The organism is Streptomyces sp. NPDC050564, assembly GCF_044457265.1.
Taxonomy (GTDB): Bacteria; Actinomycetota; Actinomycetes; order Streptomycetales; family Streptomycetaceae; genus Streptomyces.
The window spans coordinates 201,003-220,914 of the sequence record NZ_JBITGS010000004.1; the positions used below are offsets into that span (position 1 = coordinate 201,003).

Annotated in this window: 11 protein-coding genes; 3 read left to right on the top strand and 8 right to left on the bottom strand. The window is 71.0% G+C overall.

The genetic code is table 11. The features are described from left to right. The first annotated feature begins 147 nt into the window (after positions 1-147). Positions 148-1,143, top strand: coding sequence for an LAETG motif-containing sortase-dependent surface protein (locus ACIBK0_RS08590; RefSeq protein ID WP_399077060.1), 996 nt, complete (start codon positions 148-150; stop codon positions 1,141-1,143). A gap of 105 nt (positions 1,144-1,248) precedes the next feature. On the opposite strand, the gene ACIBK0_RS08595 is transcribed toward ACIBK0_RS08590, so the two are convergent. Together ACIBK0_RS08595 and ACIBK0_RS08600 are read right to left on the bottom strand one after the other, a co-directional pair. Beyond that, a complete protein-coding gene (locus ACIBK0_RS08595) occupies positions 1,249-3,054 on the bottom strand; it encodes a GMC oxidoreductase (RefSeq protein ID WP_399077062.1) in 1,806 nt (601 codons plus the stop codon). Positions 3,055-3,090: 36 nt separating this feature from the next. Continuing rightward, positions 3,091-4,782 carry a succinic semialdehyde dehydrogenase gene (locus tag ACIBK0_RS08600; RefSeq protein ID WP_399077064.1) on the bottom strand — a complete coding sequence of 564 codons (1,692 nt, stop codon included), beginning with the start codon at positions 4,780-4,782 and terminating at the stop codon, positions 3,091-3,093. Positions 4,783-5,200: 418 nt separating this feature from the next. On the opposite strand from ACIBK0_RS08600, the gene ACIBK0_RS08605 reads away from it, so the two are divergent. Beyond that, entirely contained in the window at positions 5,201-6,037 is an 837-nt protein-coding gene (locus ACIBK0_RS08605; protein WP_399077066.1) for a hypothetical protein, read from the top strand. A gap of 45 nt (positions 6,038-6,082) precedes the next feature. On the opposite strand, the gene ACIBK0_RS08610 is transcribed toward ACIBK0_RS08605, so the two are convergent. The 5 genes from ACIBK0_RS08610 to ACIBK0_RS08630 all read right to left on the bottom strand — a co-directional run bounded on the left by ACIBK0_RS08610 (position 6,083) and on the right by ACIBK0_RS08630 (position 16,734). Beyond that, positions 6,083-7,774, bottom strand: a complete 1,692-nt coding sequence (locus ACIBK0_RS08610) for a serine/threonine-protein kinase (RefSeq protein ID WP_399077068.1) — start codon at positions 7,772-7,774, stop codon at positions 6,083-6,085. 176 nt (positions 7,775-7,950) lie between these two features. Beyond that, positions 7,951-9,576, bottom strand: coding sequence for a protein kinase (locus ACIBK0_RS08615; RefSeq protein ID WP_399077070.1), 1,626 nt, complete (start codon positions 9,574-9,576; stop codon positions 7,951-7,953). A 68-nt stretch (positions 9,577-9,644) separates the two neighbouring features. Beyond that, complete coding sequence (locus ACIBK0_RS08620) at positions 9,645-11,294, bottom strand: serine/threonine-protein kinase (protein WP_399077368.1); 1,650 nt, start codon at positions 11,292-11,294, stop codon at positions 9,645-9,647. 164 nt (positions 11,295-11,458) lie between these two features. After that, on the bottom strand, positions 11,459-14,383 hold the full coding sequence (locus ACIBK0_RS08625) for a protein kinase (RefSeq protein WP_399077072.1): 2,925 nt from the start codon (positions 14,381-14,383) through the stop codon (positions 11,459-11,461). A gap of 170 nt (positions 14,384-14,553) precedes the next feature. Then, positions 14,554-16,734, bottom strand: coding sequence for a serine/threonine-protein kinase (locus ACIBK0_RS08630; protein WP_399077074.1), 2,181 nt, complete (start codon positions 16,732-16,734; stop codon positions 14,554-14,556). 184 nt (positions 16,735-16,918) lie between these two features. Here ACIBK0_RS08630 and ACIBK0_RS08635 point away from each other — a divergent pair, with 184 nt between their 5' ends. Beyond that, on the top strand, positions 16,919-17,995 hold the full coding sequence (locus ACIBK0_RS08635) for a serine hydrolase domain-containing protein (protein ID WP_399077076.1): 1,077 nt from the start codon (positions 16,919-16,921) through the stop codon (positions 17,993-17,995). Between the two features lie 72 nt (positions 17,996-18,067). On the opposite strand, the gene ACIBK0_RS08640 is transcribed toward ACIBK0_RS08635, so the two are convergent. Continuing rightward, on the bottom strand, positions 18,068-19,774 hold the full coding sequence (locus tag ACIBK0_RS08640) for a glycerol-3-phosphate dehydrogenase/oxidase (RefSeq protein WP_399077078.1): 1,707 nt from the start codon (positions 19,772-19,774) through the stop codon (positions 18,068-18,070). Positions 19,775-19,912 lie beyond the last annotated feature (138 nt).

Here is a 19,912-nt window from a genome sequence, read left to right on the forward strand (position 1 = left end):
AGATTTCTGTGAAACGTGGCGCAACCATTCACACGCTTCGCCGGTCACACCTGCAGAACCAACGGCCACACCCGCGCCCCACACGCGGAGGCCTCACCCATACGAGCGCCGCGGAGCCGCGGTGCACCCGGACTTTCCGAGGTCTTCATGAAGCTTCGCCGTGCCATGGCCGTTGCGGCCGCGACGGCTGTCATAGCCCCGCTGGCGCTGCTGTCCGCGCCGGCCGCGTTCGCGACGGAGGACCCCAGCTCCTCGCCGTCCGCGACCGCGCCCGAGTCTCCGAGCGAGTCGGCGTCGCCGTCCGCGACTGAGACGACTTCCGAGCCGACCGCCTCCGCCTCGGCCTCTGTGTCCGAGTCCGCGACCGAGACCGCTCCCGCCCCGAGCGACTCCGCGTCCGCGTCCGCCTCCGCTTCCACCCCCGCGCCGAGCACCTCCGCGCCCGAGGAGTCGGAGTCGCCGGACCCGGAGCCGTCCGCGTGCGAGGACTCCAAGGTCGACGTGTCCATCAGCGGCCTGCCAGGCAAGATCGCGGCGGGCAGCGGCTGGCACAAGTTCTCCCTGAACGTGGCCAACAACTCCGAGTCCACCCTGAGCGACCTCGGCTTCTTCGCCGGCGCGTCCTCCGACAAGGCGGGTGAGGACCTCTTCCAGAGCAAGAAGGTCCAGCTCCAGGCCTACAACCCGGACGACAAGGTCTGGGAGGACGTCGACTCCGAGGGTTACGCGGTCGGCTTCGTCGGCTACACCGACGAGCTCAAGCCCGACTACGAGGTCAACATCCCGCTCCGTATCAACGTCAAGTCCAGCGCCCCGGTCGGCGCCGGCTTCTCCCTCGGCGCCAGCATCTACGGCGACGCCGACGGCGAGTGCACGGGCTTCGGCGAGGTCGCCTACAAGTTCCAGATCGTCGCCGCCGGCACGGACACCGACGGCACCAAGCCGCAGGAAGGCGGCAAGGCTCCGGTCTCGGACAAGCCGGCCGACAAGAGCAACACGCCGGAGGTCGACGGCAGCCTCGCCGAGACCGGCTCCAGCTCCGCCCTGCCGATGATCGGCCTCGCCGGCGGTCTCGCCGTCGTCGCCGGTGCCGGTGCGGTGTTCGTGGTCCGTCGCCGCAAGTCGGGTGACGCGACCGCGTAAGGCGGCCGGACACAGCACACGTAGGCATCACGCCTCGTACAAGAAGAAGGACCTGCGCTCGGAGGGGGGCGCAGGTCCTTCGTCGTATGGATGACGGGGTACGGGTTACGACTTCGGCGGCACCGTCGGCATCCCCAGGAACGGCAGCTTCAGCGCGCCGAACGCCTCCGCGGGGACAGCGGGGTGCCGCGGCTCCACCGGCTTGAGACGCTCGTACCCCGCCCCGGGCGCCGGACGCGGATCGGCCTCGCCCTTGTTGGGCCAGTACGACATCGCGCGCTCGGCCTGGGCGGTGATGGTGAGCGACGGGTTGACGCCGAGGTTGGCGGAGACGGCGGCGCCGTCGACGACGGAGATGCCCGGGTGACCGTACAGCCGGTGGTACGGGTCGATGACGCCCTCCTCGGCGCCGGCACCGATCGGGCAGCCGCCCAGGAAGTGCGCGGTGAGCGGCGTGCCCATCAGCTCCCCCACGTTGCTGCCCGCGAAGCCGTTGATCTCGGCGGCGATCGCGGAGGCGCCTTCCGAAGCCGCCCTGATCTGCTTGGGGTTGGGCGCACCATGGCCCTGGCGGGCCGTCAACAGGCCCTTTCCGGCGCCCTTGGGCTTCAGATAGGTCGTCAGCGAGTTGTCGAGCGACTGCATCACCAGCCCGATGATCGTCCGCTCGGACCAGCGGCGGTTGGAGAGCGAGCGCAGCACCAGCAGCGGGTGCCTGGCGGCGTTGGCCAGCCAGCCCAGGATCCTCGACGAGCCCTCCGTGTAAGGGACTTGGAGGATGGAGAGTCCGCCCATCGAGTTGGATCCCTTGCCGTAGCGGACCGGCTCGATATGGGTGTTCTCGTCGGGGTGGATGGATGACGTGATGGCGACTCCGCGCGTGAAGTCGACCTTCGGCTCACCGGTGGCCTTGCGGTAGCGGCGGTTGTCGGTCTGCGCGCCCACCAGCGCCTCGGAGTTGGTGCGGGTCAGCTCGCCCAGCTTCTGCGAGATGTACGGCAGTTGACCGCCCGCCTTCATACGGTGCAGCAGGGTCTGTGTGCCGTAGGTGCCGGCCGCGAGGACGACCCGGCGCGCCTTGAAGGTTCGTCCCCGCCCCTTGCGCTTCTCGTCCGTGGGGAGGGTCTGGACGGCGTACCCGCCCTGTGAGTCGTCCGTGACCGACACGACGGTCGTCATCGGGTGCACGACGGCGCCCGCCTTCTCGGCCAGGTACAGATAGTTCTCGTTGAGGGTGTTCTTCGCGCCGTGGCGGCAGCCCGTCATGCACTCGCCGCACTCGGTGCAGGCCTTGCGGGTGGGGCCGGCGCCACCGAAGTACGGGTCGGCGACCTCCTCACCGGCCTTGGCCTTCACCGCTCCGTCGGCGTCCTCCCCGTCGCCGAAGAAGACGCCCACCGGCGCCATGTGGAAGGTGTCGCCGACGCCCATCCGCTCCGCGGCCGCCTTGAGATGCACGTCCGACGGCGTCATGGTCGGGTTGAGCCGCACGCCCAGCATGCGCCGGGCCTGGTCGTAGTACGGCTTCAACTCCCCTTCCCAGTCCGTGATGTCCTTCCACTGCGGGTCCTCGAAGAAGGGCTTCGGCGGTACGTAGAGGGTGTTGGCGTAGTTCAGGGACCCGCCTCCGACGCCCGCTCCCGCCAGCACCATCACGTTGCCCAGCAGATGGATGCGCTGGATGCCGTACATGCCGAGCTTCGGGGCCCAGAGATAGTTCTTGATGTCCCAGGAGTTCTTGGGCAGCGCGTCGCGGGTGAAGCGGCGGCCCGCCTCCAACACCCCCACGCGATAGCCCTTTTCGGTGAGCCGGAGGGCGGTCACCGATCCGCCGAAGCCAGAGCCGACGACGATGACGTCGTAGTCGTAGGCGCCATCATCCGAGTGGTGGACAGAGTTCTCCTGTGACACGTGCTGCTCTCCTCGTTGAGAACTGTTTGAGGCGCCCTATCGGAGCCGGAATGCCTTCATGACCCGCAGGCTTCGGCTCATGAACTTCGCGTAGCCCTCGTCGTCCATGCCGAGCGACGGTGCCATCGGCAGCAGCCGCTGCTGGGCGACCGTCTGTGCCTCGGTGTACTTGAGGATGCCCTCGGAGCCGTGGCGGCGGCCGAGGCCGGAGTCCTTCATGCCGCCCATGGGCGACTGGACACTGCCGTACGCGGGGGCGTAGCCCTCGTTGACGTTGACGGTGCCGGTGCGCAGCCGCGCCGCGACCGCGCGCCCCCTACGCCCGTCCTTGGTCCAGACGGACGAATTGAGGCCGTACGGCGTGGAGTTGGCGAGCTCGACGACCTCGTCCTCGGTCTTGAAGCGGTAGAGCGAGACCACGGGCCCGAAGGTCTCCTCGGCACAGACGGCCATGGGGGCTTCCACCCCGTCGAGGATGGTGGGCTCGAAGAAGTAGGGGCCGATGTCGGGCCGGGCCACACCACCCGCGACGAGCTTCGCGCCCTTCGCGAGGGCCTCCTCCACATGCCGCGTCACCGTCTCCAGCTGCCGCTCCCCGACCAGCGAGCCCATGTCGGCCCCGTACGCGAGGGACGTGCCGAGCCGCATGGCCTTGGTCCGCGCGGCGAATCGCTCCGCGAACACATCCGCGATGGACTCATGGACGTACAACCGCTCGATGGATATGCAGAGTTGGCCGGCGGAGGAGAAGCAGGCGCGGACGGCGCCGGCGGCGGCCTTGTCGATGTCGGCGTCCTCGAGGACCACCATGGCGTTCTTGCCGCCGAGTTCGAGGGAGACTCCGACGAGGCGGGCGGCCGCACCCTGGGCCACTTCGCGTCCGGTCCGCGTGGACCCGGTGAACGAGACGTAGTCGGCGTGCTTGACGACCTCGGGTCCGACGACCGGACCGTCCCCGATGACGACCTGGAAGACCTCGGCGGGCAGCCCGGCCTCGATGAGCAGGTCGCGGGCCCACAGGGCGGTCAGGCAGGTCTCGGTGTCGGGCTTCATCACGACGGCGTTGCCCGCGACGAAGGCGGGAAGCGCGTCGCCGACGGACAGCTCCAGCGGGTAGTTCCAGGGCGCGATCTGGCCGACGACGCCCCGCGGGTGGCGGAGTTCGGTGACCTTGGTGAGGGTGGGGACGGCGCCGGTGTGCCGCTTGGCACGCAGGTACGACGGCGCCTTGCGCCCGTAGTGCCGGGCTGCCACGACGACGGCCTGCACCTCCTCGTGCGCGTGCAGGCGGGCCTTGCCGGTCTCCAGCTGGATGAGGTCCAGCACCTCGGCCTGGCGGGCGAGCACCAGGTCATGGAAGCGGAGGAGGACGGCGGCGCGCTGCCGCACGGGGGTGGCGCCCCAGGCGACCTGAGCCTTGCGCGCCCGCGCGAAGGCTTCCGCTACATCCTCGGGGGTGGACTCGGGCAGGTCCGCCAGCTTCTCGCCGGTGAACGGCGTGTGGTTGGCGGTCCGTCCGGACCCGACGACACCCTTCGTGAGCTGGGCGACCAGCTCGGGCGTGACGACGTCGACGGCGGTGCGGGCCCCTGCGGGCGCGGGGGCGAGGGGGTTGGTGCCGACCGGGGCGGCAGCGGCGGTGGTGCCGTCCGTGCCGGGGGCTTCGGAACCGAGGGTTTCCGTACCGGTGTCTTCCGTGGCCTGCTCCGCGGCCTGCGAGTCCGTCATGAGCCGCAGGGTATGCCTGCCCGGCGCCTTTGGGTACCCGTCGGTAACGGCCTTTCACGGAGTACACACACACTGCCAGTGATCGCTGGCAACAAACGCGCTGATCAGGGCGTTGTTCGACCGGCGATCACGGGTTGGTCACCGCCCGGCGGAATCTTGGCAATCGTCACCTGCCCGCCCGTGAGGCATTCGATGAGCACCGGACCGCCGAGGTGCGCCACACCTCGGAGCTGCGGAACCGCCGAACTGCCGATGACTGTGTGGCGATTACATGATTGCGGCTTGACGGTTCCTTGACCTTTGACTCATAGTCCATTTACCTCATGTACATGGCCAGATCGATCGCGCCGGTTCGAGCGGTCGGCCCGTGTCCGCTGCGCGGTCGGCCGTGTCCGCACACCGAAGGACTTTCCCCAGAATGAAGAGAATCGCGCTGTCACGTCCCGGCATCGCAGTAGCCGTGTCAGCCCTCTCGCTCATCCTCGCCACAGGCTGCTCCGACAGCGGGTCGGACTCCGGCTCCAAGGACGGTGACAAGGCCGCGGGCTCGGACAAGTCGACGACGGCCGCGAAGACGCTCACCGCCGCCGAGTTGAAGGACCGGGTCATCGCGACGGCTGACGTCGACGGATACAAGGTCGGGCCGGCCGACCAGTCCGAGGGGTTCGCTTCCTCCAAGGACGACGTGAAGGTCGTGGACGAGAAGTGCGCGCCGATCGCGTACGTCGTGACCGGTTTCGCGCCCGGCGACTCGGCCGCGTACGTCAACCGCATGGCCACCCAGGAGGTTTCGGCCTCTCCCAGCGCGTCCTCGACCAAGAGCATGGAGGACATGACGGACGAGGAGCTCGACGACGCGATGAAGTCGATCACCGACGCCCTCGGCGCGACGGTGACGATCGTCTCGCTCTCCTCGTACGAGGGTGACGGCGCGAAGGAGACGATGTCCTCCGTCTCCGACGCGATCAAGGGCTGCGCGAGCGGCTTCAAGGCCACGGCGAAGGGCGACACGCAGAAGTTCACCAAGGTCGAGGCCGAGAAGGCGTCCGGCAGCGGTGACGAGTCGCTGGCCTTCGCCGTGACCGGGGACGCGGAGGGCGACAAGGTCGTCGTGCACGGCGAGGTCGTACGGCACGGCAGCACCGTCGCCACGTACTACACGCTGAGCCTGGCGGCCTTCGCCGACGGCGCCACGGCCGGCGACTACACCATCCCGGCCGAGATCATCAAGGCTCAGGCCGCCAAGCTCGCCTGAGCCCGTCCGAAGAAGCTCTCGCCCGAGCCCGTGCGAAGAGGCTTCTCACAGCTTGTCGATGTCCAGGTTCGCGATCGCCGCCTTGGCGACTTCACGGCCCCGGGCCGTGAAGTCGCCCTTGCCCGGGTAGCTGATCGTGAGCTTGTACATGTCCCCCGCCGCGGACTTGTAGTAGAAAATCTTCAGTTCGCGGGGGCGGGGGTTCTGGCTGTCGGTGGTCGTGTAGACGACCGTGTTCTCGGCAGACTCCTTGCCGTGGTACGTCGTGTTCCCCTCGGGGGTCGTCTTCGCCCCCTCGGGCATGCTCAGTTCGTACTTGCCGCTGTCTTTGAACTCACCGTCGTCGGCGTACATTTCCGCCCGCGCGGAATCCTTGATCTGCTTGCTCGCGTCCTCGGACTTCTTGGCGAGGGTCAGACCGATCCAGATGCTCCCGCTCCAGTCGGTGTACGTGACCCAGTGCCCCTTGTCCGAACTCCGGTCCGGCGTGGATCTCTGGTAGTCCTTGGGCACCGCCAGCGTCGCGGCGACGTCCGTCTCGTGAGGCTTCTTCCAGCCGTCCGGCAGCGGTCCCGCGAACGGGTTCGCGATCACCAGGTACGCCGCCACCGCCGCCGCGACGACCGCCGCGCCGAGGCCGAACAGGGTCTTGCGGCCGACCCGCAGCCCCTTGCCGCCCGGTCCCGCGATCTGCACGACCTGCGTCGGCGCCGGTGCCGGCGGCTGCACGGCCGCCTCCAGGAGACGGCGGACCCGGGCCGCGTCGGGGCGCCGGGACGGGTCCTTGTCGAGCAGGCCGTTGATCACCTCCGCGAGCGAGCCGTTCGCCGAAGCGGGCGGCGCGGGCGTGGAGTTGAGGACCGACTGGAGCGTGGCGGGCGTGTTGCTGCGGCGGAACGGGGAGACGCCCTCGCTCGCCGCGTAGAGCACCACGCCGAGCGACCAGAGGTCGGAAGCCGGGCCGGGCCGCTGGCCCAGTACCCGTTCCGGGGCGATGTACTCGGGCGATCCGACGAAGCCGCCGGTGTCCGTCAGATTGGTCTCGCCCTCGATCTGGGCGATGCCGAAGTCGGTGAGGACGACACGGTCGTGGCGCCCGAGCAGGACGTTGTCGGGCTTGACGTCGCGGTGCAGGATTCCCGTCGCATGCGCCGCCTCCAGGGCGCCGAGGACCTCCAGACCGACGCGCGCGGCCTCGCGGACGTCGAGCGTGCCCTCCTGGAGGGCGTCGCCCAGCGAGCGGCCCTGCACCAGCTCCATGACGATCCAGGGCTGACCGTCCACCACCGCGACGTCGTGGACGTTCACGACCGCGGGGTGGTCGAGCCGCGCCGCCGCACGCGCCTCGCGTCGCATCCGCTCGAAGGCGTTGGCGCGTTCACGCTCGGGAAGATGGTCCGGAACGCGCGGCTCCTTGACGGCGACCTCACGGTCCACCGTCTCGTCCTTGGCCCGCCAGACGGTGCCCATGCCACCGTGGCCGAGCTTGGAGAGGAGTCGGTAACGGCCGGCTATCAGCCGACCGGCTCCCGGGTCCTGTGCCTCTCGCTCGGGCACGACCTGGGTGGGTGCGGCATAGGGATTGCCCGGATACGGGACGCCGGGCTGCTGCGAAGGCACGCCCGACTGTTGTGCCGACCCGCCCGACTGCTGCGCGGGCACGCCCGGCCGCGGCGGTTGCAGACCGAAACTGGTTGGCTCGTCGGACCCGTAAGGGGCTCCCCCGTTGTTGCTCATAGGTCCATCTCTATCGCGGCGAGCGGTTAGGCTTCCAGCCCGATCGCTCTCCGGTCACAGACCCGTGACGCGGGCCGCCTCTTATACGCCGATTACGTGCGTACGACGGTGCCCGCCCACGACCGCACGAGGGCGCCCGCTCGCACGGGGGCGCCCGCTCGCACGGGGGCGCCCGCTCACGACGCCACGAACGTGTCCACCGCCACGTCGAAGTACTCCTTCGCCTCCGTCACCTTCCCGACCGGCGCCGAGACCCACACGTCGTACATCCGGCCGCCCTCCTCCCAGCAGACGTCGTACGTGTGCCGTGCGCCCTCCGCCTTGCTGAAGCCGTTCCACGTGAACTCCCAGAGCGCGGCGGGCTGTCCGTCGTGCGTGGTGCTCGTGACGGTGCCGTCGCGGTAGCCCGGGTTCGTGGAGGACCCCTTGGTGTCCGCCCGGCGCATCACCGCGAGCGGGCCGCCCGTCTCGGGATCGGCGACCTTGATGCCGATGCGGAAGGTCTGCCCCGGTGACATGTAGAAGACGCGCTCGCCCTGCGGATCGCGCGTGAAGTCGTCGGGCACGGCGAGCGAGAAGCCGTTCGGATCCGGTGCAATTCGGTAGCCCGAAGGCGCCTTGCGACCGGTTGTGGTCGGTGTCTGCTGCCGGGTCACGGTGACGGTGGGCGCGGGGCTCGCGGGCGCCGGTGTCGACTTCGACGCGCTCGCCGACGTACCCGCCGTGGACTGCGACGTACTGGTTGGGGACGGCGTACCGCCTCCGCCATCGTTCATCAGCAGCGCCGCCGCCGACACCCCCGCCCCGGCCATCGCCGCGACCAGCGCGGCGGCGACGAGGACGCCTCGCGTGGACGGCTTCGGCGGGCGCTCCGGCGCGGCGGCAGGAGGGGGTGGCGGCGAGGGCACGGGCTTCGGTCTCGGTACGTCGCGCTGCGTGGGCGTGTAGGGGGTTTGCAGCCGTGGCGTACGGCCCGTGTCCCAAAAGGCGCGCAGCATCCGCTCCGCCTCCCCCGCGTCGAGCCGCCGCTCGGGATCGCGTTCCAGCAGCCCCCGTACGACGGGCAGCAGCGGCGCGGCCTGGGCGGGCGGACGGATCTCGTCGACGACGACCGCGTGCAGGATGCCGCCCAACGAGTCCCGACGGAACGGCGATTCGCCACTCAGGATGGTGCACAGCAGCGCGCCCAGCGACCACAGGTCGGACTCCGGGCCCGTCCTGACCCCGGACATCCGCTCGGGCGCGGTGTATTCGGGCGAGCCGACGAACGCCCCGCTCTCGGTGAGCGTCGTCGCGCCCGCGACCTGGGCGATGCCGAAGTCGGTGAGGACGACACGGTCGGTGCCCGCCTCCATCAGGACGTTGGCGGGCTTGAGGTCCCGGTGCAGAACGCCCGCGTCGTGCGCACGGCGCAGCGCGTCCAGCAGGTCGATGCCGATGCGGGCGGCCTCGCGCGCGTCGACAGGACCCCTGCTGGAGATCCGTTCGGCGAGCGAGCCGCCGTCGATCAACTCCATGACGATGTACGGACGTTCGTCGTCCACGACCACGTCGTGCACGACGATGATGTGCGGGTGGTGCAGCTGCGCGACGGCGCGGGCCTCGCGCAGGGTGCGATCGCGCTGCTGCCGGGCCTCTTCCTCCGAGAGCGAGTCGTCGACCGAGAGTTCCTTCACCGCGACCCGGCGGCCGAGCAGTTGGTCGGTGGCACGCCATACGACGCCCATGCCGCCCCGCCCGATCCTGGCCTCCAGCCGGTAGCGGCCGGCGAGCACACGGACGTTCTCCCCCTCGGTCCCCATGGGCCCCATCATGCCGCACCGGACGCAGACCCTCCGGGCCCCGGCTCCGCCGTGGCTGTTATCCGGCCTTACCCGGCCTTGGGGCGCCAGCCGCGCAGGATCGCGTCGAACTGCTGACGTGCGGTGTCCCAGTCCGCCGCGGGCGCCGACATGTAGATCGCGTACTCGACGCCGTCACGGGCGAGATACGTCTGCTCGATCGCCCGGCGCTGCCCCGGGAACGGCGTCTGCTTCGGCAACGCGGTCCAGGTGAAGTCCCACAGCGAACCGTGGCAGTCCCGGAAGGTGTTGGACTGCAGGCTCACCCGCTTGTAGTCGGCCAGCTTCGTCAACTGCTGCTCCAGGTCCAGCTGGTGCATGTACGGGTTGTCGAAGTCGGGCGAGTCGTCCACCGCGATGCGTACGAAGTGCTGCCCGCCGTCGGGCGTGTAGTCGACCTGGGTGCCGTTGGCCTGACGCTTCCAGCTCTTGCTGGGCAAGGCGAGGCTGAAGCCATCGACGTCGTCGACGCGCACCCAGCTGCTGGGGACGGCCCCTTCGGCCGTCGGCTGCGCGCTCTTCGTGCCGTCCTGTGTGTCCTTCTGGCCGCTCCCGACCGTGCTGCCGGTGGAGGAACCGGCGTCTTTCCGCCATTCGTGCGTGTACTTCATGGCCGCGGCGCCGCCACCGCCGACGAGCGCGGCCATGACCATGACGAGCGCGATCGTGCCGCCGCGGCGGTGCTTCCTCGGCAAGGGGCCGGCGGTGGGCAGGGGCTGATGCATGGTTGCGCCCGGGCCCCTATGGGGCGCCGACACATGCGGGGTCACCCCATAGCCTGGGCCAGGTCCGCCGCGGCCCGGCCCCTGGGTAACGGCCGTGTCCACATGTTGAGTCGGCACATACGCCTGTGCCGCCTTGGGGCGCCGCCCCTCCACGGCCTCCGCGAGCATCTGCTCCGCCTCGGCCGCGTCGGGCCGTCCGGCGGGATCCTTGCACAGCAGCGCGGTGATGACGGGCTCCAGCGGACCGGCATGCTGCGGCGCCGCCGGCTCCTCGTCGACCACGGCCTGCATGGTGGTCAGCGGCGAGGTGCGCCGGAACGGCGACCGTCCCTCCACCGCCGTGTACAGGGTGGCGCCGAGGGCCCACAGGTCTGACGAGGGCCCCGGATCGTGGCCGCGCACCCGCTCGGGCGCGAGGTAGTCGACCGAGCCGACGATCTCGCCGGTACGCGTGATGGTCGTATCGCCCTCGACCTGCGCGATCCCGAAGTCGGTGAGCAGCACACGCCGGTCAGTGGAGAGGAGTACGTTCCCGGGCTTCACATCACGGTGCAGCACACCGGCGGCGTGCGCGGCCCGCAGCGCGCGCAGCACCCACAGGCCGATGCGCGCCGCCTCGGCCGGTTCGACGCGCCCCTGCTCCTTGACCTCGTCGGCCAGTGAGTTGCCCTCGACCAGCTCCATGACGATCCACGGCCGGTTGTCGTGCTCCAGGACGTCGTGCACGGTGACGACGGCCGAGTGGTTGATCCGGGCGGCGGCCCGCGCCTCGGCATGGGTGCGGGCGAGCAGCCGGGCCAGGTCGCCTTCGGCGACATAGAGCGCGGCGGTCAGCTCTTTGACCGCGACCGCGCGGTGCAGCACCTCGTCATGAGCGCGCCACACCCGGCCCATGCCACCGCTGCCGATGGTGTCGACAAGCCGGTAGCGGCCCGCGAGGAGCAGGCCCTGCATCTGATTCACGTTTCCCCGCAATGGTCTTGACAGGGTCAGACTAAAGAGCGGGCCCCGCGCAGGGAACCGGCGGGGTCGTACGGAGACCGCACTGTGACGGTTCTCCCTTCCGAGTACGGGAGGGAACCATTTAGTGTTCAGGGCCTCATGGCACGGTGAACGGCTCAGCCGGTGACCTGATATGTCGCCGACGCCTGCTCGTACAGGCGTGTCACCTCGTCACGTTCGGCTTCCGGGCCGCGCAGTTGCACCACGTGGTAGCGCCCGCCGATGAGGATCGCGAGGTTGCGCACGTACAGCGAGCGCCCCGCGGAGTCCTGCCAGGTGAACTGCCCCTCGGCCATGGTCCGCCCGCCCACGTCGATCCGCCGCATCCCGCTGGACGTGGCCCAGGTGGAGTCCCGGAACGGCTGCAACTCCTTCTCGTTCTCCCGCTGATACGTCATCGGATCGCTGCCGTACGTCGCCGCGCTGTCCCGGCCGGGTACGACGATGAGCTCGAAGTCCCCGTGGGAGTACACGACCTGGCCACTGCCGGTCTTCGGCGTACGGTCCCAGCCGTCGGCGACCGCGACGCGGAAGCCCTCGGAATCCTTGCGCAGCTTGAAACCCTGGGCGACATCGGGGCCGCCGGACTGCGATGTCGTCGAACTGGAGGATCCGGAGGGGCTCTTGTCCTCTCCGGGAGAGGTCTGGTCGGGCCGCGGCTCACTGCTCGCCTTGCTGTCCCCGCCGGTGTCGGGGGCGGGGCTGACGTCTCCGGCCGCACCGGTCCGATCGCCGTCCGTACCGCTGCCGCGGCCGCTGCTCGACTCGGCCTTCGGCATGAAGACCATGGCGTACGTGATCGCCGCGGCCAGCAGAAGCAGGACCAGCAGGACCAGATTGCGGCCCAGCCGACGGGGCTTGGCCGGCTTCTCCTGCTTGGCGCGCTTGTGGCGGGCGTGCGGGCTGGTCGCCGGCAGCCCGGCGCGGCGCCTGCGGACGAGCTCGCCCCGGCGCCGTACGATCGGCAGCCGACTCGGGTCGACGGGGGGCGCCGCCACGACATGGGCCCCGGCCTCGGGCTCCGGCGCGGACCGCACGAGGGAGCGCAGCCAGCCGCGCAGTTCCTCGAATTCGAGTCGCTCGGTGGGGTCCTGGCGCAGCAGCGACTCCACGACCGGCCGGAGCGGCCCGCACTCCTCGGCGAACGCGGGCGGCTCCGCGCACACCAACTGCACCAGCTCGGCGGTGTTCTCCTCCGGGTAGGGAGCGTGTCCCTGAACGGCTCGGAAGAGCAGCGCGCCCAGCGCCCACAGGTCGGTCGCGGGGCCGATCGGCGCCGCCAACTGCCAGTTCTCCTGCACCGGGTGGGCCTGCTCCGGCGCCCATCGCTCGGTCACGGGTCCCACCACGGCCATCCGCGCATGTCGGGCCCGCTCCGCGGCGAGGGCGGTGCTCGGCCCCCGGCGCGGCGGCGCCCCGGCGACGAGCTCGTCCCAACGGCCGGCCTGCCCAGGGGCGTTGTCCGGACCGCCGACGGCCGCCGGGGCTCCGGGACCGCCGGGACCGCCGGGACCGCCGGGACCGCCGGGACCGCCGGGACCGCCGGGACCGCCGACGGGCTGCTGCCCGGACTCGAGCGCCGGGATGCCGCTTCCGCCCGCCGAGGCGGCGTTCACGCCGCCGGGGAGCGCGGCACGCCCTTGACCATGGCCACCGCCAGGGGCTCCGGTACGCGGCTGGGCGCCATGCCAGCTGGTGCCGCCCCCGGCCCCGTACGGGTCGGCTATCTGACCCGAGGGCGCAGTGTGGGGGCGCTGCTCGACGCCGTGACCCGGCAGCGGGGGCGGGCCGCTGTAGCCGGTGACCTGGGGTGCGCCGCCGTGCCCGGAGACTTGGGGCGAACCGTCCTGCCCGGGCAGCGGGGGCGAGCCGCCATGTCCGGGAGCCCGGGCCGCGGGGGCCGAACCGTCGGCGGCGTGTTCAGCCGGTGTCGAGGGCCGGGGCGCGGGCAACGCGACCTGGTTGCTCCGTTGCTCTTCCTGTACGCGGGCGGCGGCGCGCGCTCCGGCGCGGTACGCGGCGATGGCCCCGGCGCGTGCCGCGCGGATGTCGCCCCCGGCGCCCGCCGCGCCGCCCGACCCACCTGTGCCCCCTGGTTCAAGCGCACGTCGGCCCACGCCCGCCGCGCCTCCCACGGGCGTCCCCGGATCGGGCGTCCCCCGCTCCGCCCGGGCCTCGATCGCCGCCCGCCGCGCGGCTTCCGGATCGGCGCCCGGCGCCGTGGCCGCCACGGCCACGCCCTGCGCACCACCGCCGCCGAACCCGGTCCCACCCGGGCCCCGGGCTCCGGCATCGCTGGGCCCGCCGGGCCCATGACCGCGGGGAACACTCCCGCCCACGCCGGGCGAACCGCCGTGCCCCGCCTGCCCGGTGCCACCACCGGAGCCGGCCCCGGCTGCTCCCCCGGGCTCAGTCCCGACGTCCTCCCGGGCCGGTACGGGGTCGTACCCGCACAGCGCCTCCTCCGCGGCCCCGGCCGCCAGGCCGGTGAGCATCACTCGGCCGTCGTCACAGACGAGCACCGTGCGTACGGTGATGTTCCGGTGCACCCACCCGTGCGCATGCAGCACCCGCAGCGCGGTGAGGACGTCGGAGGCGACCTCGGCGGCCCGATAGGGGCTCAGCGGCTTCTCGGCGAGCAGCGCGGCCAGTGGCCTCGCGGGCACCAACTCGCTCACTATCCACAGCGACCCACCCTCGGCGAACACGTCGAAGACCTGGTCGAGCCGGGGATGGTCGGGGATCTGCGCGGCGGCCTGGGCGGCCTCGATCGCCCGGCGCACGGCCGGTTCGGTGGGGCGGCGCGTGGTCCGCGCGGACGGCCGCCGGACCCCGCCGTCGCGCGCCACGAACCCCTCGGGCAACCCGTCCGCGTCGAGCACCTCGGCCTCGACGACCTCCGGCAACGGCACCTGCCGTACCAGGACTTCCTGCCCGCTGTAGGTGTCGAAGGCCCGGGTCTCGGCGAGTTCGTACTCGTCGGACGGCGGCAGCGGCAGGCGGTAGCGGTCGGCCAGTACCCGTCCCGCATAGTCGTCCACGATGCCTCCCCCAGCCGACCGGTTGGTCAATTCCGTTCGCCTTGCGTTCCGTTATGGCTTCGTACGGTCCGCAACAACTCACGATACGTGCCGGAGGCAACCCGCAAAGTGGGGATGCGAGATCTCAGGGCCCCCATCCGTGGCGGAACGTCACATCGGCGAGCGGTACGTCACGACTTCGGCTGGAACGTCTTGGTCAGCGTCCTCCACGTGTCCTTGCGCAGCTCGCTGTCCCAGTTGGACGCTTTCGCCGTGTACATCAGCGCGTATCCCTGATGCGAGTTGACGACGAATCCGCGGTCGATCGACCGGTACTTGGTGCCACCGTCCGTGTAGGTGAATTCCCAGTCGGCCGTGTTCCAGTTGCGGTAGTCCACCTTCTCTATGCGCACCCGCGCGTACTGCGAGCGCGTCATGTACCGCTCCTGGTTCTTCCAGTCCGCCACCGGGTCGTCCTTGGGCGTGGTGGTCCAGCCGATCAGGAGCTTCTGCCCGTCGGGGCCGGTGAACCGGGCTCCCCCGGAGTCCGTGGACTGGTACTTCCACCCCTTCGGCAGCCCGATCGAGAACCCCTGACCGCCCTTGTACGTGGACACGGCGGTGGAGTCCGACTCCTTGCCGCCGCTGTCCGCACCGCTCGACGCGCTCGCACCGGCACGCGCGCTCGCCGTGGCGTTCGCGGTCTTCTCCGGGCCGGGACCCGAGGTGGCGCCCGTCTTGTCACCACTGTCCGTGTGGGCGTCGTCGCTGCTGCCCTTGCCGCCGCTTCCGGTGGTTGCTCCGCTGGACGCGGCCGCCTTGGTGTCGCCGCTCTTGTTGTCCTTCGATCCGCCGTCGTCCCCGCCGCCGAGCGTGAGCGCCAGCACTGTGCCGAGCACGGCCAGCGCCACCACCACCGCGATGATCACCAACGTCCGCCGCGGCACCACATCCGTGAGCGGCGCCCGAGGCACCGGCCGCGGCGGCCGCTCCGGAGCCACCGGCCACCCCGATCCCGAGGCGCGACCTGCCGACCCCGCGGCACTTGCGGCACCCGCAGAGCCCGTAACACCCGCCGAACTGGAGTTCGCCGACGCACCGTCACGAACCCCCGCGTTTGCGGAGGAAGCCGCACCGGCCCCTGAAGCCTTCCGCAACGAATGCGGCGGCACGGAGGACGACGGCGTGGAAGGCGCCGAGGGAGACACCGACGACGCCGTCCTGGCAGCGCCCGCATCCGCGGAACCCGCACCCTCACCGCCCCCCGGCCCGGAGGCCTCCGATCCGGCGGCCTTCGCGCGCGCCGTCGCCGCCGCGGTGGCCGCCGCCGTTGCGGCCCCGGCCGCCGAGGCAGCCTTTCGAACAGAACGCAGCGCCCCGCGCAGCCGATCCGCCGCCTCTTCGCCCCGCTTGGCCCCGGAACCACCGGAACTCCCCCTGCCCGGAACCTCGTCCGGCACCGGCGGCAGGGCCACGACCTTCGTGGCGTCCGCCGGCTCCGGCACCGTCTCCTTGGGCTCGGGCGCGCGCAGCACCTCGTTGAGCATCGCCCGCGCGCCCGCGTCGTCGAGCCGCTGCTCGGGGTCCTTGGCGAGCAGCCCGTAAATCACGTTCTCCAGCGGTCCCGCGTTCTTCGGCTGCTCCACCGGCTCGGTCATCACCGCGGTGAGCGTCGCGATCGCGGAACCCTTGTCGTACGGAGGTACGCCCTCCACCGACGCGTACAACAGACCGCCCAGTGACCACAGGTCGGCCGCCGGGCCGGGCTTGTGGCCACGCGCCCGCTCCGGCGAGATGTACGAGGGCGCGCCGACCAGCATGCCGGTCGAGGTGATGGACGGGTCGCCCTCGACCTGCGCGATACCGAAGTCGGTCAGCACGACCCGGCCGTCGTCGGAGATCAGCACGTTCGACGGCTTCACGTCGCGGTGCAGGATGCCCTCGCGATGCGCCGAACGCAGCACGTCGAGAATCGCCAGCCCCACCTCGGCCGCGCGCTTCGGCGTGAGCAGGCCGTCCTCGCGAATGACCTCGGCGAGCGACTTGCCCTCGACGAGCTCCATCACGATCCACGGCCTGTTGTCCTCGTCGACCACGTCGAAGACCGTCACCGCGGCGTTGTTGCGAATCCGCGCGATCGCCTTGGCCTCACGCAGGGTGCGCGTGATCAGCCGCCGCTTCTCGTCCTCGTCGATGCTCGACGGGAACCGCAGCTCCTTGACCGCGACCGTACGGCCCAGGGTCTCGTCCTGGGCCCGCCACACGGTGCCCATGCCGCCGCGGCCGAGAACATCCCCCAACCGGTAGCGCCCGGCGAGGAGACGTTCGCTCTTGTCCTGACGGGATGCTCCCGCCCGCTCCGCCTCCGACATGCGTCCCCTCATGCAACCCGCCCTGACAGAGCCTTCATTGTCCCTCACCCGACAAGCGCTCAGCGCCCAGGGGGCCCCAGAGGCGACAACCAGCCGGCCCACGAGCCGCCCGTCGGACAGGGACTGCCCCTGTGTTCGCACAGCACCATCCCGCATGATGGGCCGCGACAAGGAAGGACCGCCGATGCCTGCGCCCCGGAAACCTCGGACACTTCTGTCCATTCCCCTCTCCCTGGCGCTGCTCGGCTTGGCTCAGACGGGTTTGCTGGGCCTGACCCCGGCCGCCTCCCAAGGCCCCGCAACGCCGGCCTCGGACGCCGCCCTCGCCCTTCTCGTCACCCGGGGCAAGGCCCCGGCCGCCGCCCTGCTGGCCCGCGAGGAGACGGGCTCGCGCTTCGCCGGTGCCGGTGCCGGGATATCCCGCTCCGACCACTTTCGCGCGGGCAGCATCACCAAAACGTTCATCGCGACGGTCGTCCTGCAACTCGCCACCGAACACCGGCTCTCCCTGTCCGACTCCGTGGACGATCACCTCCCCGGCCTGGTGCGCGGCGCGGGCAACGACGGACGCCGCCTGACCCTGCATGCCCTGCTCACCCACACCAGCGGCCTGTACGACTTCACCGCGGACACCAAGGGCACCGTCCCCGTCACCCCGCTTCAGGCCGTACGCATCGCGCTCACCCACCCCCCGGCCGACCGCGGCCGCTTCGCCTACTCGAACACCAACTACGTGCTGCTCGGCATGGTCGTCGAGCAGGTCACCGGCCACTCGTACGCCGTCGAGGCCGAGCGCCGCATCATCACTCCGCTCCGTCTGACCGGCACCTCGTTCCCCGGAGCCCGCACCTCGCTGCCCTCGCCGCACGGCCGCGCTTACGCCGCCGAGGGATCCGACGTCACCGAACTCGACCCGCGCGTGGCCGGCGCGGCGGGTGAGCTCATCAGCACGCTCGCCGACCTGGACCGCTTCTACGCGGCCCTGCTCGGCGGCGATCTGCTGCCCTCGCGCCGGCTGCGCGAGATGCTCGACACCCGTGCCGCACACGGCTCGTACGGCATGGGCCTGTTTCCCGTGAAGCTGCCGTGCGGCACCACGGTGTGGGGGCACAACGGCCGTATCTCCGGCAGCTACGTGCGCACCGCGGCCACCGTCGACGGTCGTCGTGTCCTCACCTTCCGGGTGAACACGGACACGATGGCGGATCCGGACCTCGAACCCGCGCTGCTCGCTGCCGAGTTCTGCCCCCGCACCTCGTAGAACGGACGGGTTTCGAGCAAAGATCCCAGCTCACGACACCCGTTCGAGTGACATCCGGGTGGGCAGAGCCGGCTACAGCGGCACGATGTCGGGGGCTCCCAGCCGCGCCGCGTCCGCCGTCAGGTCGTCCGGCTGACGCTGGGACTCCCGCTCGGCCTCGACCCGCTTCTCGTAGTGCTCGACCTCGCGCTCGATCTGGTCCTTGTCCCAGCCGAGGACCGGCGCCATGAGCTCGGCGGCCTCGCGGGCGCTGCGCGTGCCGCGGTCGAAGGTCTCGATCGAGATGCGGGTGCGCCGGGTCAGCACGTCGTCCAAGTGCCGGGCACCCTCGTGCGAGGCGGCGTAGACGATCTCGGCCCTGAGGTAGTCCTCGGCGGCCGGCAGGGGCTCGCCCAGGGTCGGGTTGTCGGCGATGAGGTCGAGAACCTCCTCGGCGAGCGATCCGTACCGGTTCAACAGGTGCTCCACGCGGACCACATGGAGCCCGGTGCGCTGCGCGATCCGCGCTCGCGCGTTCCACATCGCCCGGTACCCCTCGGCGCCGATCAGCGGAATGTCCTCGGTGACGCACTCGGCGACCCGCTGGTCGAGGCCGTGCACCGCCTCGTCCACCGCGTCCTTGGCCATCACGCGGTACGTCGTGTACTTGCCGCCCGCCACGACCACGAGACCCGGCACCGGATGGGCCACGGTGTGCTCGCGCGACAGCTTGCTGGTGGCCTCGGACTCTCCGGCCAGCAGCGGGCGCAGCCCCGCGTACACGCCTTGTACGTCGTCGCGGGTGAGCGGCACCGAGAGCACCGAGTTCACATGCTCGAGCAGATAGTCGATGTCCGCGCTGGACGCCGCCGGGTGGGCCTTGTCGAGGTCCCAGTCGGTGTCGGTGGTGCCGATGATCCAGTGGCGCCCCCACGGGATCACGAACAGCACGGACTTCTCGGTGCGCAGGATCAGGCCCGTGGAGGAGTTGATCCGGTCCTTCGGCACGACCAGGTGTATGCCCTTGGACGCCCGTACGTGGAACTGCCCCCGCTCCCCCACCATCGCCTGGGTGTCGTCGGTCCACACACCCGTGGCGTTGACGATCTGCTTGGCGCGGATCTCGTACTCCCCCCCGCCCTCGACGTCCTGCACCTTGGCCCCGACAACGCGTTCGCCCTCGCGCAGGAAGCCGGTCACCCGCGCGCGGTTGGCCACCTTCGCGCCGTACGCGGCCGCCGTACGCACCAAAGTGGCCACATAGCGGGCGTCGTCCATTTGCGCGTCGTAGTACTGCAGGGCGCCGATCAGCGCGTCCTTCTTCAAGGCGGGAGCGACGCGCAGGGCGTGACCGCGGGTCAGATGACGGTGTGTGGGCAGTCCGCGTCCGTGGCCGCTCGATATCGACATGGCGTCGTAGAGGGCGACGCCCGTGCCCGCGTACAGCCGCTCCCAGCCCTTGTGCTGGAGCGGGTAGAGGAACGGAACGGGCTTGACGAGGTGCGGCGCGAGCCGTCCGAGAAGCAGCCCACGCTCCTTCAGGGCCTCACGCACCAGCGCGAAGTCGAGCATCTCCAGATAGCGCAGGCCGCCGTGGATCAGTTTGCTGGACCTGCTCGACGTGCCCGATGCCCAGTCACGCGCCTCGACCAGGCCCGTGGACAGGCCGCGTGTCACGGCGTCGAGTGCCGTACCCGCACCGACCACGCCCGCGCCGACGACCAGCACATCCAGCTCGCGCTCGGCCATTCCCGCCAGTGACTCGGCGCGTTCCGCCGGCCCCAGTGTCGCTGTCCTCACCGCTGCCTCCCGCTGTCTGTCGCGCCGGCCGCACCTGTCCGGCTGGGCCCGGCTCGCATCCCCCTCCTCAAAGTCTGACCGTCTTGCCCGCCTTCGGCCACCGTCCGCCCTCAGCCTGTGGACAACTTCGGCGACTCG

Excerpts from the sequence above, each read along its gene's own strand:
- ACIBK0_RS08590 (WP_399077060.1), top strand. The coding sequence starts at position 148 with ATGAAGCTTCGCCGTGCCATGGCCGTTGCGGCCGCGACGGCTGTCATA.
- ACIBK0_RS08620 (WP_399077368.1), bottom strand. The coding sequence starts at position 11,294 with ATGCAGGGCCTGCTCCTCGCGGGCCGCTACCGGCTTGTCGACACCATC.
- ACIBK0_RS08605 (WP_399077066.1), top strand. The coding sequence starts at position 5,201 with ATGAAGAGAATCGCGCTGTCACGTCCCGGCATCGCAGTAGCCGTGTCA.
- ACIBK0_RS08630 (WP_399077074.1), bottom strand. The coding sequence starts at position 16,734 with ATGTCGGAGGCGGAGCGGGCGGGAGCATCCCGTCAGGACAAGAGCGAA.
- ACIBK0_RS08635 (WP_399077076.1), top strand. The coding sequence starts at position 16,919 with ATGCCTGCGCCCCGGAAACCTCGGACACTTCTGTCCATTCCCCTCTCC.
- ACIBK0_RS08615 (WP_399077070.1), bottom strand. The coding sequence starts at position 9,576 with ATGGGGACCGAGGGGGAGAACGTCCGTGTGCTCGCCGGCCGCTACCGG.
- ACIBK0_RS08610 (WP_399077068.1), bottom strand. The coding sequence starts at position 7,774 with ATGAGCAACAACGGGGGAGCCCCTTACGGGTCCGACGAGCCAACCAGT.
- ACIBK0_RS08600 (WP_399077064.1), bottom strand. The coding sequence starts at position 4,782 with ATGACGGACTCGCAGGCCGCGGAGCAGGCCACGGAAGACACCGGTACG.